This window comes from Streptomyces sp. DSM 120436, assembly GCF_055778765.1.
Window position 1 is genome coordinate 277156 of the sequence record NZ_JBSKBS010000002.1, and the last position, 14693, is coordinate 291848.

Below are 14693 nucleotides of genomic sequence, written 5' to 3' on the forward strand. Positions count from 1 at the left end.
GCGGCTGACCGCGTCCGGCACGGCTGTCCGCGGCACCTGGCCGCGGGGCGACCGGGACGCCGTGCGGTCCTCCGGGCCGGTGGGCAGCTCACACCTCCTCCGAGGCGGTCACGCGGACGGCGCACCGCGCCCCGGGCCGTGCCGGAGGCACGACAGGACGACGACGAAAGGCCACAGCGACTGCACGGCCGTCACCACGCGTTCGGCGACGCCCGCCATGCCGTGCCGGTCCGTCTCGACCAGGAACCACACCGCCCCGGCGACCATCACCGCGGTCGCCGCGGAGGACGGCAGCGGCCGCAGCGCCCACGGTGTGCCGCGGCCGCCGCTCGCGGCGAGGACCGGCCACAGGGCGAGCAGCGTGAACCCGGCGGCCGCCACCGACCCGTGCCCCAGCGATCCTCCGCTGCTCGGTACGGGGACCATCGCCACGGCCAGCGCGGCCACTCCCCCGCCGGCCAGCGCCACCCGCCCGGCCGCCGCGGCCGCCCGCAGTCCCCACGCGGTGAGCAGGTGGCAGACGCCCAGCGCGAGGAACGCCCCGGTCATCACCCAGGAGCCCGGGGCGCCGTAGGCCGCCAGGACGCTGATCGTCTGCGTCACCGGGTCGTAGGCGGACCCCTCCAGCGCCGCCGCGGTCGCCCACCCCGCGATCAGCAGCACCGGCGCGCACCCCGACGAGAGCAGCACCCATCTGGGAACGAGCAGCATCGGATCACCATAAGCGGGCCGACGGCCCGATTCCGGCCTCGACGGGGCTGAGGCGAACCCTCCCGGGAGGGGCCGTTCGTCGCTTCGGCGTAAAGCGGTGGCCGTGCATCCGGCCACGGACGCGCTGGACGCCCCGCCTTCGACACGCACCGGCAGCACACGGCGCCGCCGGCCTCCGCCGCTCGGCAGCCCGGGTGGAACGCGAGGGGTTGTCTGCCCCCCATGAGAGGGCGCGGGCGCCGGCGGGGGCGCAGGGTGGAGGTGTTCCGCACGGTCCGACCCGTTGGAGGCAGTCATGAGCGAGAAGATCGCCGGTGTCGCGATTCCCGACAGCGCGCTGGCGCGGGACGCCACCGAACTGATCCGCGACACGACCCCGCCGCTGATCTACCACCATTCCCGCCGGGTGTTCCTGTTCGGCAGCCTTCAGGCCGCCGCGCGCGGGCTGCTCCCCGACCCCGAACTGCTGTACGTGGCCGCCCTGTTCCACGACACCGGGCTGGTGGAGCCGTATCGCTCCGACGACCAGCGGTTCGAGATGGACGGGGCCGACCAGGCCCGGGCGTTCCTGCTGCGCCACGGGGTGTCCGAGGGGGACGCCGGCACGGTGTGGACGGCCGTCGCCCTGCACACCACCCCGGAGGTGCCGTACAGGATGGCTCCCGAGATCGCGGCGACGACGGCGGGTGTGGAGACCGACGTGCTGGGCCTGCGCCTGGACGATCTCACCCGCGCGCACATCGACGAGGTCACCGCCGCGCACCCGCGGCCGGACTTCAAGCGCCAGATCCTCCAGGCGTTCGCCGACGGCTTCAGGCACCGGCCCGACACCACCTTCGGCACCGTCAACGCCGACGTCCTGGAGCACTTCGTGCCGGGCTTCCGCCGTGTCGACTTCGTCGACGTCATCCAGAACTCGGCCTGGCCCGAGTAGCCGGCCGCCGGCCGGCGGCGCCGCCCGCGGGGTTCCCTCCGGTCACCTGCCGTACGCCTCGCCGCGGGGCAGCGGCCCGACGCCGGAACGGCGGCCGGGGCGCAGGGCGGCATGGCGCTGACCGGGCCCGGGACCGGTGCTCCGCCGGGCGAGGGCGTCGGCGACCGCCCCGGTGACGAAGGCGTAGACGGTCTTGTGCAGGACGTCGACGACGAGTTCCTTGCGCGGCCAGGTGGGCGGCGGGGCGCCGACACCGGTGGCGTTCTCGAGGATCTGGTCGTTGGTGAGGCGCACGACGGTGAACTTCGCCGAGGCGACCGGTCCGCGCAGTCCCGCCTGGGCCATGGCCGAGCGCACCACGCCGAGCAGGGCGGCCTGCCCGAAGTGCATGGCCCAGTTCACCGGCAGCGGCTGCTTGCCCGGGTGTTCGGGCAGGCCGGTCAGGCGTTGCAGGACCCGGGCGGGTACGTGGGAGTCGGGCCGCTCGGTGACGGCCTGCTCGAGTTTCTCGCCGAGGGTCATCACGACGCCTCCGGCGGTGCCGGCGATCAGTCCCTGCCACAGTGCGCGCTTGAACATGCCGTGCGGGTACCCACCGGACGGCGCCTCGACCCGGCCGGCTCGGCGTCTTCCCCCGGGTTCCGGTCCGAGCGGCCGGCGGGCGGTGAGAAGGCCGGGTCCCGCCACGTCGAGCGGCCACCGCACGCGTCGTACGCGCGTCGACGGCGCCCCGCGAGGACGCCCCGGCGGGCGGATGACCGCTGCCGGGCGCGTCAGCCCGCATCCACGTCCGGGTCCGGGGCGGGGGCTTGCGGCAGGCGCAGCTCGAAGCACGCTCCCAGGGTGCGCGGGGCGAGGGTGCCTCCGTGCCGCTGGGCCAGGTCACGGGCGATGGCGAGGCCCAGACCGGCTGGTGCCGCTGGTGCTCCGCAGTGCGGCGCAGTCGGAGCAGGTGGCGTGGATCGAGGGGCCGGTGCGGCTTCCCGGTTTCGTGACGGTGGCGGTCCTGGGGCTGGTGTGCGCGCCGGCGCCCACGGGGATGCGCGGCCGGCCGGTGCGGCTGCCCGTGCTGGCCGTGCCGCTGGTGGTCCTCCCCTGCCTGCTGCGGCTCGCCGCCCCGCTGTCCAAGCCGCTGTTCGTCGACCGGTACGTGCTCTACGGCCACGTCGGGATCGCGCTGTTGACGGGCTCGGGCGCGGATCACGTCCGCCGGCTGCGGAGGTCGTCCGGCGGACCGTGGATCACGGTGGGCGTGGGAGTGGCCGCGGTCGCCGCGCCGGCGGCGCTCGTGCCGGCGAGCCTCGCGCTCAGGACCCCCGACAGCCGGAGCAACGACGCCACCGCCGTGGGCGCCGCCTTGCGCGAGTCGGGCCGCCCGGGGGACGGACTGCTCTGCCTTCCGGCCCAGCACCGGCACTGGACCGAGCCGTACCCCGAGGACACGCGCGCGTTGACGGACCTGGCGCTGGCGGAGAGCCCGGCGGCGTCGCACACGCTGGCCGGTGTCGAGCTGCCCGCGGCGGACATGGCGGCGCGCATGCTGCGGTTCGACCGGATCGTCGTGGTTCACGGCCGGGCGGGCGGCCATGTGACGGGCGACCCGCGGGAGCGGGCCAAGACCCGCACCCTGCGGCAGCACTTCCGGAAGCGGGCGACGACCCACGTGAACGGGGCGCGCGTCGTCGTCTACGTCCGCGCCCGCTGACCGCCCTCGCCCTGCCGGGCCCTCCGGCCCGTCACCGGCTTCTCCACCGCCCTCGGCTTCGGCGTGACCTTCCGGCAGAGGAGTCCCGGCCCCTGCGCCGTCGTCGAACGCGGCGGCAAGGACGGCGCCATGGCCGACAGGCCGGCCGCGTCACGCGCGGGCTCAGCCGAGACCGCGGTGGGCGGCCCACAACGTCGCGGCGCGACCGGCCGCGTCGGAGACCAGAGCCGCCAGGGCCGGCTCGTCGGGGACCGGGAACGAGACGTACGCGCCCCGGCCACCGCCGACCGGCCGGCCGTAGGCCTTCACCGCGAGGTGACCGTCCGGGAGAAGCCGGACGTTGAGCGTGGTCAGCTGGAACTCCTGGCCACGCCGCGTGTCCGTCCAGCGGAGCGCCTGCGGGATCGTGACGTTGACAGCCAGAGCGGTCACTTCGAGGTCGCTGCTCATGGACGGATGCTCTCACGCGAGCCGGACGCGGTGACAGGCCGGGCGAACGGTTCGGTCACGACGCGGTACGCGCCCCGACGACGTCGTCGGGACCGCCCGCGCGCCGAGCCGGTCGCCCCGGATCCGCCGGGCCGTGGCACGTCCGTGACGGCCGGCACCCACCCACGGTGAGCGGGGGCCGGCCGTCACGGAGTCCGGTCCGGGGACCGGCAGCCGCGCCCAGAAGTCCAGAGCGAACCCGATCGTGGCCAGGGTCGGCATCAGCCGTGCCCGGCCCGGCACCGCGGGCTCCGAGGGGGAGCCGTCCTGTTCCGACGTCACCGGCTGGACCATGTCGTCCGTCCCCTTGGTCTGTGGTGGTCACCGCGCCACCGGGAGGGAGCACCGGCAGCGGGCCCCTTGCCCGCCCTGCGGTGTCCTCGCACCGCTGTCCGCACCGGGGACTTCTCGCGGGCATGGGCCGAGGGTCCCTGCCGCCGGACGGACGGTCCCGCGGGTCCGGGCCCGGTCGTCCCTTTGCGCTCCCTTCCGCACCGGGTCGCCCGCGCGGTCACCGGGAAGCCACTGCGGGTCCGGCGTCGGCCGGGTGGGGCCTGTCGGCCCTACCCGGCCGACGCCGGCGGGGAGAGGATGGAGGGATGTTCCGCAACGACGCGTTCCGCGCACTCGGCCGGCAGGAGTGCCTCCGGCTGCTCGCCGGGGTGCCGGTCGGCCGCGTGGTCTACACCCGGCAGGCCCTGCCCGCGGTGCTCCCCGTCAACTTCTCCCTCGACACGGACGCCTCGGTGCTGCTGCGCACCTCACCGGACTCCGAACTGGTGCGGGCCGTCGACGGTGTCGTCGTCGCCTTCGAGGCGGACGAGTTCGACGTGGCGTCCCGGTCCGGCTGGAGCGTGATCGTCACCGGCAGGGCGACCGTGGTGACCGGTCCCTCCGCACAGGAACGGCTCGCGGAGACCGGCCCCGCCTCCTGGATGCCGTTGCGGGAATCGGTGATCGTACGGATCGAGTCCGAGCTGGTCACCGGGCGCGAACTGAGGGGCGTGCACGGCACGAGGTGAGAACCCCGGGCCGTCCGTCGCACGGGCTCCGCCGTCGGGCGGGGCGTGCGGGCGCCGTCGGGGCCGTGGCCGAAGCGGACGAGGACCTGCGCGCGGCCAACCTCAACTGGGAGGACGGCCTCGGCGGCGCCCCAAAGAACGCGGTCGGCGACCCCGACCTCGGCGGCGCGTGGGCCGAGAAGGTCAGGTTCGAGTTCGAGCGGACCTTCCTCTTCCACCTCCCCCGCCTGCGCGAGCACTGCCTCAACCCGGCCTGTGTGTCGGCCTGTCCGTCCGGGGCGATGTACAAGCGGGTCGAGGACGGCATCGTCCTGGTCGACCAGGACAAGTGCCGCGGCTGGCGGATGTGCGTCACGGCGTGTCCGTACAAGAAGGTGTACGTCGACCACGCCACCGGCAAGGCGGAGAAGTGCACCTTCTGCTTCCCCCGCATCGAGGCCGGACAGCCCACCGTCTGCTCCGAGACCTGCGTCGGCCGGCTGCGCTACCTCGGACTGCTGCTGTACGACGCCGACCGGGTCGGCGAGGCCGCGGCGACGCCCGACGGGAAGGAACCACACCGTCGCGGTCCGGGCGGGCTCCGTGGCGGGCGTGGCGATGGTGGCGGGGCTGGGCATGCTGTGCGCCCGCCGGCTGCCGACCCGCCGGATCCGCCTTCCGGCTCACGGTCGACGACCGGCGGCTGTTGCGCGAGCCCGCCCACCGGCCGCCCTGCGACATCAGCCCCGTCGTGAGCTGCGGCAGTGTCATGTCCAGCCCGCAGTCGTCCGGGACACGCACTGGCTGCTGCTCGCCGGCTGGTACGGGGTGATTCTGCTGCTGGTCCTGACCCGTTTCTGGACGTACTGGACCAGTTTGCTCCGAGCGACCGGTGCCGGGACCCCGGTCCTGTGGCGGTGCGGACCTCCCGCGGACCGGGGTGCGCCGGCGGGGGCGCCGTTCCGGACGCCGGCCGGGGGTGTCTGCGGCACCGCGGGGCGCCCCGCCCCGCGGTGGGGGCGGTTCAGGCGGTGAGGTCCACGCCGTACAGGGTGCGGCCGCCGACGAGTTCGCGGCCCGTGACCAGCTCGGGTTCGATGCGGACGAAGACCTCCCGCGGGGCGGGCGCCCAGGAGACCGGGCCGGTGCGGGACAGGCGCCGGTGCTCGGCGGGGTCGGTCACCACCGTGGCCGCGCCCGTGACGACCACGCTCCAGCCGGACTGCCGGGCGGCGTCGACCTGGTCCGCCTCGAAGGCGACGACCGCGCCGTCGACCGCGCGGACCAGGTCCGAGCCCGCGGCGGTGCGCAGCAGGACGGCGCCGTCGGTGTCGAGGCCGAAGTTGACCGGCAGCACGGCGGGCAGGGCCCGGCGTGTGCAGACGATGCGGCCGAGGGACACCTCGGTCAGCAGCCGCAGGCATTCCTGCCGCGGGAGTTCGCGGAAACCGTCGTTGGGGTTCATGGGCCGGCCCGTCCTTCGCCTGGTACAGCGGTACAGCGTCCCTCGATTCTGGGGCGGGCGGGGGTCCGGAGGTGAGGGCCATGGGTCCTGTTCGTGCCGGGAGAACGGCCCGGGTCACCCCCGGCGGACGGCCCGGTGAGCGCCCGAGGGTGGCGCCCCGTACGAGGCGCTGTACGTGACCCGGCCGGTCCCGCGCCGGGCTGGGGGCACGGCGCGGCGGTCGGGCGGGGTGATCGGCACGGCGGCGCGGAACACCGGTCAGGAGCGCTCGGGCGTGCCTGCTGTCGAGGCGCGCCGGGGCGACCGCCGGAGCACGCCCGTCGGGCTCCCACCGGCCTCCTACCGGCCTCCTACCGGCCTCCCGCCGGACTTCCGCCGACGAACAGCGAGGGACACCGGCGCCGGCGGGCCGGGCCGGGCCGGCCCGCGGATCGCTCACCGCCTTCGGCCCGGAGCCGGGCAGGACCGTGCGGCGGGTGCGGACCTCCGCGCCGAGCGGGCGCCGGTGCGTCACGGCACCGGTCGCGGTGGGCCGCCCGGCGTCGGCGTGGGAGGGGCGTCCGGACTCAGCGAGGGCATCTCGCCGTCGTGCGGGCGGTGTTCGGCGTCGGTGAAGGAGTACGGCGGCCAGGGTCCGAGGAAGCGGATGCGGCAGGCGGGCTGAGCGGCCTGTGTCTCGCTCAGTACGGTGCCGACGGCGTCGATGTCCTCGTGCCGGACGAGCAGGGCGGCGGACAGGACGTGTGTCTCGTCGGCCGCCCGGTGGGCGGGGCCGCGGTCCCGGAAGTCCTCCGCGACCGACAGCAGACGGCGCCGGATCCGGGCGTGCAGCGTGTCGGCGAGTTCCCCGGCCGCGTTCCGGGCCTGCTGCTCGCGCTGTTTGGCCAGCAGCCTGAGCATCCCCGGCGAGCGTCCGCCGGATTCCGCCCCACCGGTGCCCGGCCCCGGGTCGCCGGCCGTGGCGGCCTGGCGTTCCAGGGTGATCTCCACGCGCAGTTCGCACCGTCCGGCCAGTTCCTCGAGCCGGCCGGCGAGCCGGGGTTCCTGGTCGGTGATCCAGTCCGTCAGCCGCTGTTCGGCGCCGCGTCCGCCACCGGGACGGTCCCCGAACGGCGGCTCGCCGGCGACCAGGACGTTGAACGTCATCGGCAGGACGCTGCCGGTTCGTTCCCAGACGGTGGTGACCGCGCGGCTCTGCTCCGCCACCCAGCGGCGCACCTGCTCGTCACCGCCCTGGAAGGGCGCCGGCTCGGCGTCGTGCACCAGCGCGGCGACGCCGGTGCCGGCGGCGCCGACCAGTCGCAGGGGGCGGCCGTCGAGACCGGTGACGCCGTCGGCGGCGCCCGGCCGGTCGGGGACCAGCGCGTACACGTACAGGGCGGTCCCGTCGGTCATCCCTGTGCCTCCTCCGCCCAGCGCCGGGGGTTGATCAGTTTGTCCACGACGTCGTCGACCACCTCGTCCAGACCCCGGTGCAGGTCGGCCACCGAGGAGACGATGCCGTGGTCCTCCTTGATCTGCTCCATCGCCTCGTCCAGTTCCAGCAGGGCGTCCGCCAGCCGCTCGGCCTCCTCGGGGCTCAGGTCACCGCCTTCGATGCGGCGCAGGGCCTGCCGGTCCAGCGCCTCCTGGATGACCTCCACCAAGGTGACCACGAGGGAGAGCACCCCGTGCTTCAGGCTTTTCTCGTCGACGGTCAACGGCATGCCGTCTTCCCACCCTTCCTGTGCCGTGCCGAGTTCGTCATCCGGCGGCCGCCATGGGCGAGGCGGCGTTCAGCCGCTGTTCCCAGGCGCCCGGATCGTCCGCCGCGAGCCGCACCTCGCCGTCCGCGACGGTGTCGACCGCCAGGACGCTGCCCTCGCCCGCGGGGCCGTACCCGGGCAGCCGCCGTACCCCGGTGATGTCGGTCGTGGACAGCACCAGCGCCGGCCCGGAGTCCACAGGCGACTTCCAGACCAGCCGGTCGGTGGTCAGCCGTGCCTGCCCACCGCGCCACAACGGGCCCGCCCGGCGCGGTTCCCGGAACCACAGGTGCCCCTGGGCGAGCGGGGGCTCCTCGTCCGGGACGGACCCGGGCGGGAGGGCGGGCGCCAGGCGTCCGGCGCAGGCCCGGGCGAGCAGGTCGCGCAGTTCCTCGGGCTCCCGGGCGGAGAGCAGTTCCCGCCCGCCGTCGGCCGACGTCACCTCCACGCGCAGACGTTCCTCCCCGCCGACGGTCCGCTCCGGCACCAGTCGCACGGCGCGCACCGCGGTCAGCTCCGTCTGCCAGAGGATCTCGCGCGGTTCGTCGCGCAGGACGACGAGACGCTGATCGGTGAGGTGGACGGTGCCGGGCCGCCACCCCTTGTAGACGTCCCCCGTCAGCAGGTGGCCGCCGCTCATCGTGCGGATGACGCCCTCGCCCTCCCGCAGCTCGAGGGCACGGCGCGTGACGGACCGTTCGGCCCAGGCGCGGGTGGCCTCGTCCCAGTGGCGCATCATGCCGTACTCGAGCATCGTCTCCATTCCCGCGACGGCGGCCCGGATCGAGACGCCGATCAACGGGATGTCGGCCACCGCGACGATGAGGTCCAGGTGCAGGACCGCTCCCTTGTTCAGCAGGGCCTCCACCAGGTCGTCCAGGGTCACCCGCGGGTCCCGGGTGGGCCGCATCGGAGGCCGGTCAGCCATCCCGCCGCTCCGGCTCCCGCTCCGCGGAGGAGGGCGGGCCGGCTTCGGCGGCCCCGTCCCCGTCGACGGCGGCAGGACGCTCCGCACCGGCCGTCAGGGCTCCCGGGGCCCGTCCGGTGTCCTCCGCCATCCGGGCCTGGGCGCTGCGCCAGCCGCACCAGGGGCACCACTGGTTCAGCAGCTGTTCGACGGGGGCGCGCTTGCCGCAGGCCGGGCAGGTCTCCTTCTCCTCGCGGGTCTGCCGCCACGCGGCGGTCTCCGTGTCCGTGCCGGAGGGGAACTCCAGTCCGTAACGGGCGGCGGTCTCGAACGAGGCCAGCGCCGCACGCAGCCGGATGCCCAGCAGCTCCACCCCGGCCACCGAGACCATGATGTCGGCGTTGAGCACGAGCCCCTTGTCCAGCAGGGTCTCGATCACGTGCGCCAGGCTGCCCTCGCCGTCCCGGCGGGGCTGCATCGGTGCGACGCTCCCTCCCGGCAGCCCACCGGCGGTCGGGTACGGGGAAGCCCCGGACGGGCGCCCGCCGTCGCTCGGCGTCAACCTCTCGGGATAACTGGTCATTGCAAACGTTTAACCGCACTCCCGCCCTTCACACCCCCGCCGCGGGCACGGCGGGACGGGCGGCCGCTGCACCCTGGTCGGCTGAAACTGCCCGCGGACGCCCGTGCCCCGGCGATCACGGGCGGCTTCAGGGAGCCCGGGGGCAGGAGCCGAAGGCCTGCGCCGTGGAATGTCCACGCCGCTGGACAGACGCGGCAGCGATCGTGGGACCCGTGCTTCAGGACTCGCGTTTTACGCAGGTCAGTGCGCCCTTCCTCGTGGCTTCACGAGTGCGTTCGGCAGCTCGGGCGCGGGGTTTTCCGCCGTGCCGGCCGGCTGCCGGGCAGCCGGTCCCATGGAAGCGCGCGGCTAGCCCGGCCGGCCGACGGAGAGGTAGGCGTCCACGGCGACGACACCGTCGACGCCCTGGCAGAGGCCCACGGTCACCGGAACGAGACGCGGTTCCGGGACGTGTCCCCGAAGGGTGACGACCCCGTCCCGGACCTCGACGGCGACGGCGCCCCCGTCCAGGCCGAGGATGCGCCCCAGGACGTCCTGCTCGACCTCGCCGCGGATCTCGGCGTCCGGGCGGATGAAGGCGTCGAGCAGGTCGCTGCGGGTGACGATGCCGGTGAGGAGACCGTCGTCGCCGACCACCGGCAGCTGCTTGACGTGCCGCCTGCGGAGTTCCCGCGCGGCCCGGGGGATCGTCCAGTCGGCGCGGGCGGTGAAGACGGGGCTGCTCATGAGCTCGCCCGCGGTCCGTGCCCGGGCCTTGCTCCAGGCGTGCTCGTCGGTCCCGTCCTGCCCCTGCGGATCAGGGGTGCCGGTCTCGTGCCGCAGCACGTCGGACGCGGACACGACGCCGGCGAGGACGCCGTCGTCGTCGACGACCGGTGCCGCGACGATGTCGTTCGCGTCCAGCAGGGCGGCTGCCTCCTGGAGGGGTGTGGTGGGGCGGAGGGTGACGACCTCCTCGGTCATCACGTCTCCGACCGTGCGGCGGTGCAGCATGACGTCGGTCTCCTCCGCATCGCGAGGGGGGGCGGCCGCGGTCGGACCGCCCGGGCGGACCACGTGCGGTGCGTCGACCCGTACGCACCGTCTTCCCCACCCATGACAACACCGCCCTGCTCGGGCGGCCAGTGACGTCCGGGCCTGGCAGGGAGGGCCGGCGGTCCCACGGCCAGGAGTACGGCCTCGTGCACGAGAGGCTGCCGGCGCCGGGCGGCCGGTCCCTGCGCTCGCGGACGGGTGATCAACCGTCCCCCGGCCACGCACTCAGCGCCACTGAGCCGCCCGCTTCAGCCGCGGACGGCTGTCCGTATGACGCACGAGCACGCCCGCACCGGCCCGATCCGCTCCGAGTACGCCGTCGGCGGCACGACCGTCCTGGAACTGCGCGGGGACCTCGGCATCGCCGTGACACCGATCGTCACGGCACGCCTGGACGCCCTCACCGCGTACCCGCGCCCCGAGCTGGTCGTGGACCTGCGTCCTGTGTCCTTCCTGGACCGCGCCGCGCTGGGAGTGCCGTGCAGGGCACGCGCGCGGACCCGTGAGCGGCACGGCAGGCTCCGTCTCGTCTCCGACAGCGGCCGCTTACGCACCCTCGTGCGCCGCACCGGGCCGGCGGACGCCTTCGAGGTCCACGGGTCGCTGACGGACGCCCTGAGGCGCGGACTCCGCGAGGACCGGCCCGCCGTGACCGCTCTCGCCGGCCGCCCGGGCGGACACGTCAGCCGGTCCCGCTGACGGGCGGGCGGGCGGGCGCCGCCCGCCCGCCCTCACCGGGAGGCGACGGGGCCCGGACGGCGGATCGGACGCCCGCGGTCCGGGCCCCGTCGGCCGTCCCACGACCCGCCGGCGGCCTCGGACAGGCCGGCGCCGTGCACACGGATGCGCCCGTGTCCGACGCCGCCGGCGGGAACCGCCCCTCTCGCACGCCACGGACCTGTCCGGGTCCCGGGGCGGCGCGCCGGCCGCTACCGGTCCTGGTCCCGGCCGCCGCGGGCCCCGCCCCGCCCTCGCTTCACTGCGAAGACGGTGACCGGGACGCTTCCGCTCGGGCGACGGCACTCGTGAAACCGGGCGGGGCTCAGGGGCCCGTCATGGGCGTGAATTCGGGCAGGGTGAGGGCCGAATGGGCCGGTCGTCCCTCCCCGGAGGGGACGGCGTCGAGTGTGCGCAGCCTGGCGTTGCGTTCCGCCAGGGCCTGGGGCGTGGTCGGGAAGAGGGTGGCACCGCCCTTGCCGACCAGAGCCTGGTTCGTGGTCACGAAGTCACGGGTGGCGTGTTCGTAGGCAGCGAAACCCGCGGTGTGGTCCCGGTCGGCCAGGGAACCGGCGAGCATGTACGCGCCGACGAGGGCGAGGCTGGTGCCCTGTCCGGTGAGGAACGACGGCGCCCATGCGGCGTCGCCCACCAGCGCGACCCTGCCGTCGGACCAGCGGGGCATGCGGATCTGGCTGACCGCGTCGAAGAACACGTCGTCCGCGTCACGCAGGGCGGCCAGCATGCCCGGGACCTCCCATCCGGCGTCGGCGAAGGCCGTGGCGACCAGGTCACACTGGGCTTGCGGATCCGAGAACGCGTCGAACGGCAGTTGCGGCCGGGCGAAGTTCAGGAAGGCGTGCACTTCGTCGTCGCCCACGGCGTAGAGGGCCGCGGCCCTGCCCGGAGAGTTCCACATCACGGTCTCGTGGGAGAGCCCCAAGGTGTCGCGCATGGTGAACACGGCGAAGCAGTGGCCGAGGTAGTGGTGGAACTGCTCTTCGGGGCCGAACACCATGTGCCGGGTACGCGAGTGCATGCCGTCCGCGCCGAAGACCAGGTCGAAGGTACGCCGGCCGCCCCCGCGGAAGGTGACGTCCACTCCGTGACCGGACCGGTCGAGGGTGTCGATGGAATCGTTGAACACGAACTCCACGTCGTCACGGACCGCCGTGTGGAGGGCGTCGGTGAGGTCCCCGCGCCGTACCTCCAGGTCCCGCCCCTTCACACCGCCAGTGACGCTGTGCGGGTGGAGCGAGACCACCTCCCTGCCGTCCCCTTCGAGGAAGGTGAGCCGGCGCAGGTCGATGTGCGCCTCCCGCAGCCGCGGCAGGATCCCCATCCTCCGGACGACTTCCAGCGCGGTGCCGCGCACGTCGACGGGGTAGCCGCCGCTGCGCGGCGCGCCCGCCTTCTCCACCACCGTGACCGCGTATCCGTAGCGGTTCAGCCAGAACGCGAGGACGGGACCGGCGATACCGGCCCCGGATATCAGGACCTCGGGCCTCGGCGTGGTACGAGCACCCGTCAGCTGGTCGGTGAAGGTCATTCCTTGACTCCTTTGCTCATGGTCCGGACGACAAGCAGGGAGAGCACCGCGACGACGCCGGCGACGAGGAAGCCGGTGCTGAAGGCCGATTCGGCCGGGACCTCGGACCCGGAGGGGGTTCCCGAGGTGAGGAGCGTGCCGCCGAGCATCCCGCCCACGGCGGAGCCCAGCACGCGCGTCACCAGGACCAGACTGGTGGCGATGCCGGTGTCGCCCTCATCGACGGAGGAGGCGATGCTGGTCACCATGGCCGTGACGCACAGGCCGTTGGCGAGCGCGATCAGCGCCTTGCCGACGGCGACGTGCCAGACCTCGGAGTGTGCGGCCGCCAGCGCGAGCAGGGCGGCGGCCATGAGGACGGCCGCGGTGGCGACCACGGCACGGGAGCCGAAGCGCCGCTCCCCGATTCCGCCGAGCGGCCCGGCCAGCGTCGCGGCGACGGCGCCGGGCAGGAGGACGAAGCCGATCTCGGTGGCGCCGAGCCCGAAACCGTATCCGTCGCCCGACACGTCGAGCAGCTGCGGGACGAGATAGACCCCCGTCGCGGTGCCGAGGCACATCACGAACGTCACCGCACACGACTTCCAGATCACCGGCCGTGCCAGCATGCGCAGATCGACCATCGGCGCGGCCGAGCGGCGTTCAACGGCTGTCCATCCGGCCACGAAGGCGGCCAGCACCGCGATCAGGGCGACGAACACGAGTGGTTGCGAGCCTGCCTCGGGCGCCAGCGCGAACACGAGCAGGAGGGTGACCAGGATCCCGCTCAGAAGAAGCAGGCCGGGCCAGTCGAGCCCGGCGTCGTCCGGCCGGCCCGGCGGATCGGACGGCATCAGCCTGTTCACCAGCAGGGTGAATCCGATGACCGCGAAGGTCGGCACCGCGAACATCCAGTGCCGGGAGAACGCTTCCGCCACGGGCCCGGCCGCCAGCAGGCCCACCATCGAGCCGCCCACGAACATTCCGCTGACCAGTCCGATGGCGGCCTTCGACACTCCGGAGGGGAGGTGTTTGCGCACCACGATGAACGACAGGGGCAGTGCGCCCACCATCGCCCCCTGAAGAACCTGGCCGAGCAGCAGCACCGGCAGGCTGGGCGCCAGGGCGGACACCAGACCGCCGACCGACACCACGGCCATCAGCCGGATCAGGACGCGCTTCCCGCCGTAGCGGTCGCCGAGTTTGCCCGCGAACGGTGTGATGAGCGTGCCGGTGACGGCGAGCACGATGGTGAGGAGCGCCCCTTCGGACGGGCTCATGTCCAGCTCGCGTTGCAGGAGCGGGAGCGTCGGCGCCACGACCGACTCCAGGGCGCCGGTGGAGACCGCCAGCATGCCCAGGGCCGCGACGGCCGCCTTCCCCATGCGGGGCGGAGAGACCAGGGTTGTGGTCATGAGGGTCCTTTCCGTTGGTGCCGGGCGAGTAGGAGGGGTCCGGCCGCCCGGCCGTCGACGGCTCCGGCGGGGAACCGCTCTTCGGGAGGCATGGCCGGTCGGTCTGCCGCCGCGCGGTCGGCGGAGTGGGCGGACGCGTGGCCGAGGCCGCTCACGGCGAGCGCGACGAGCGCTGCCGCCACCGCGAGTCCTTCGTGCACCCGGCACAGCGCGGCGCCGGTGAGCGCTCCGGTGATGACGAGCGCGACGGCCGCCGTCCGCCGCCGGGCCCCTTGAGGGCGGTCCGCTCCCAGCCGGGAGTCCGCCGCGAGCCCGGTCGGGGTGGAGGTGACCACCACGGTGGTGACGTCCCTGACTGCCAGGTGACGGGCCGTCGCCGCCTGCACCCCGTGGCCAGGGCGCGTGGCGACGCCATCAGGGCGCGGGCGCCGGGGGTGGCCGCCCCGACGGCGGCGGGT

Annotated in this window: 16 protein-coding genes and 1 pseudogene; 5 read left to right on the plus strand and 12 right to left on the minus strand. The window is 74.6% G+C overall.

The window, feature by feature from the left end; all coding sequences use genetic code 11:
* Nucleotides 1–108: 108 nt before the first annotated feature.
* Entirely contained in the window at nt 109–711 is a 603-nt protein-coding gene (locus ACWH4W_RS23095; RefSeq protein ID WP_473077769.1) for a DUF998 domain-containing protein, read from the minus strand.
* Nucleotides 712–1006: 295 nt separating this feature from the next.
* On the opposite strand from ACWH4W_RS23095, the gene ACWH4W_RS23100 reads away from it, so the two are divergent.
* Complete coding sequence (locus ACWH4W_RS23100) at nt 1007–1645, plus strand: HD domain-containing protein (RefSeq protein WP_473077770.1); 639 nt, start codon at nt 1007–1009, stop codon at nt 1643–1645.
* A 42-nt stretch (nt 1646–1687) separates the two neighbouring features.
* On the opposite strand, the gene ACWH4W_RS23105 is transcribed toward ACWH4W_RS23100, so the two are convergent.
* Nucleotides 1688–2224 (minus strand): hypothetical protein, encoded by a 537-nt coding sequence (locus ACWH4W_RS23105; protein WP_473077771.1) that lies wholly within the window; start codon nt 2222–2224, stop codon nt 1688–1690.
* Between the two features lie 343 nt (nt 2225–2567).
* On the opposite strand from ACWH4W_RS23105, the gene ACWH4W_RS23110 reads away from it, so the two are divergent.
* Nucleotides 2568–3350, plus strand: a complete 783-nt coding sequence (locus ACWH4W_RS23110) for a hypothetical protein (RefSeq protein WP_473077772.1) — start codon at nt 2568–2570, stop codon at nt 3348–3350.
* Between the two features lie 162 nt (nt 3351–3512).
* Here ACWH4W_RS23110 and ACWH4W_RS23115 read toward each other — a convergent pair whose 3' ends face one another.
* Nucleotides 3513–3800 carry a hypothetical protein gene (locus ACWH4W_RS23115; protein ID WP_473077773.1) on the minus strand — a complete coding sequence of 96 codons (288 nt, stop codon included), beginning with the start codon at nt 3798–3800 and terminating at the stop codon, nt 3513–3515.
* Nucleotides 3801–4438: 638 nt separating this feature from the next.
* Between ACWH4W_RS23115 and ACWH4W_RS23120 the strand changes: the two genes are divergently transcribed.
* Together ACWH4W_RS23120 and ACWH4W_RS23125 are read left to right on the plus strand one after the other, a co-directional pair.
* Nucleotides 4439–4861, plus strand: coding sequence for a pyridoxamine 5'-phosphate oxidase family protein (locus ACWH4W_RS23120; RefSeq protein ID WP_473077774.1), 423 nt, complete (start codon nt 4439–4441; stop codon nt 4859–4861).
* 104 nt (nt 4862–4965) lie between these two features.
* Nucleotides 4966–5415 (plus strand): annotated as a pseudogene (locus ACWH4W_RS23125) (4Fe-4S dicluster domain-containing protein); the annotation flags it as partial.
* Nucleotides 5416–5864: 449 nt separating this feature from the next.
* Here ACWH4W_RS23125 and ACWH4W_RS23130 read toward each other — a convergent pair.
* The 6 genes from ACWH4W_RS23130 to ACWH4W_RS23155 all read right to left on the minus strand — a co-directional run bounded on the left by ACWH4W_RS23130 (nt 5865) and on the right by ACWH4W_RS23155 (nt 10533).
* Nucleotides 5865–6305, minus strand: a complete 441-nt coding sequence (locus ACWH4W_RS23130) for a pyridoxamine 5'-phosphate oxidase family protein (RefSeq protein ID WP_473077775.1) — start codon at nt 6303–6305, stop codon at nt 5865–5867.
* A 510-nt stretch (nt 6306–6815) separates the two neighbouring features.
* Nucleotides 6816–7700, minus strand: a complete 885-nt coding sequence (locus ACWH4W_RS23135; protein ID WP_473077776.1) for a GvpL/GvpF family gas vesicle protein — start codon at nt 7698–7700, stop codon at nt 6816–6818.
* Complete coding sequence (locus tag ACWH4W_RS23140) at nt 7697–8011, minus strand: gas vesicle protein K (RefSeq protein ID WP_473077777.1); 315 nt, start codon at nt 8009–8011, stop codon at nt 7697–7699. The genes ACWH4W_RS23135 and ACWH4W_RS23140 overlap by 4 nt, the downstream gene beginning before the upstream one ends.
* A 37-nt stretch (nt 8012–8048) precedes the next feature.
* Nucleotides 8049–8978, minus strand: a complete 930-nt coding sequence (locus tag ACWH4W_RS23145) for a gas vesicle protein (protein WP_473077778.1) — start codon at nt 8976–8978, stop codon at nt 8049–8051.
* The gene (locus ACWH4W_RS23150) at nt 8971–9435 is read right to left on the minus strand and encodes a gas vesicle protein (protein ID WP_473077779.1); all 465 of its coding nucleotides are present in this window, start codon (nt 9433–9435) and stop codon (nt 8971–8973) included. The genes ACWH4W_RS23145 and ACWH4W_RS23150 overlap by 8 nt, the downstream gene beginning before the upstream one ends.
* A gap of 453 nt (nt 9436–9888) precedes the next feature.
* Nucleotides 9889–10533: a CBS domain-containing protein gene (locus ACWH4W_RS23155; RefSeq protein WP_473077780.1), complete on the minus strand. Its 645-nt coding sequence runs from the start codon at nt 10531–10533 to the stop codon at nt 9889–9891.
* 312 nt (nt 10534–10845) lie between these two features.
* Here ACWH4W_RS23155 and ACWH4W_RS23160 point away from each other — a divergent pair, with 312 nt between their 5' ends.
* Complete coding sequence (locus ACWH4W_RS23160; RefSeq protein ID WP_473077781.1) at nt 10846–11274, plus strand: STAS domain-containing protein; 429 nt, start codon at nt 10846–10848, stop codon at nt 11272–11274.
* Between the two features lie 343 nt (nt 11275–11617).
* Here the strand turns inward: ACWH4W_RS23160 and ACWH4W_RS23165 are convergent, their stop codons facing one another.
* Genes ACWH4W_RS23165 through ACWH4W_RS23175 form a run of 3 tightly spaced genes read right to left on the minus strand, consistent with a single transcriptional unit; the run spans nt 11618 to nt 14621 of the window.
* Nucleotides 11618–12841 (minus strand): FAD-dependent monooxygenase, encoded by a 1224-nt coding sequence (locus ACWH4W_RS23165; RefSeq protein ID WP_473077782.1) that lies wholly within the window; start codon nt 12839–12841, stop codon nt 11618–11620.
* Nucleotides 12838–14235 carry an MFS transporter gene (locus ACWH4W_RS23170; RefSeq protein WP_473077783.1) on the minus strand — a complete coding sequence of 466 codons (1398 nt, stop codon included), beginning with the start codon at nt 14233–14235 and terminating at the stop codon, nt 12838–12840. The genes ACWH4W_RS23165 and ACWH4W_RS23170 overlap by 4 nt, the downstream gene beginning before the upstream one ends.
* A complete protein-coding gene (locus ACWH4W_RS23175) occupies nt 14232–14621 on the minus strand; it encodes a DUF1275 family protein (protein WP_473077784.1) in 390 nt (129 codons plus the stop codon). Before ACWH4W_RS23175 ends, ACWH4W_RS23170 begins: the two co-directional genes overlap by 4 nt.
* Nucleotides 14622–14693: the final 72 nt, after the last annotated feature.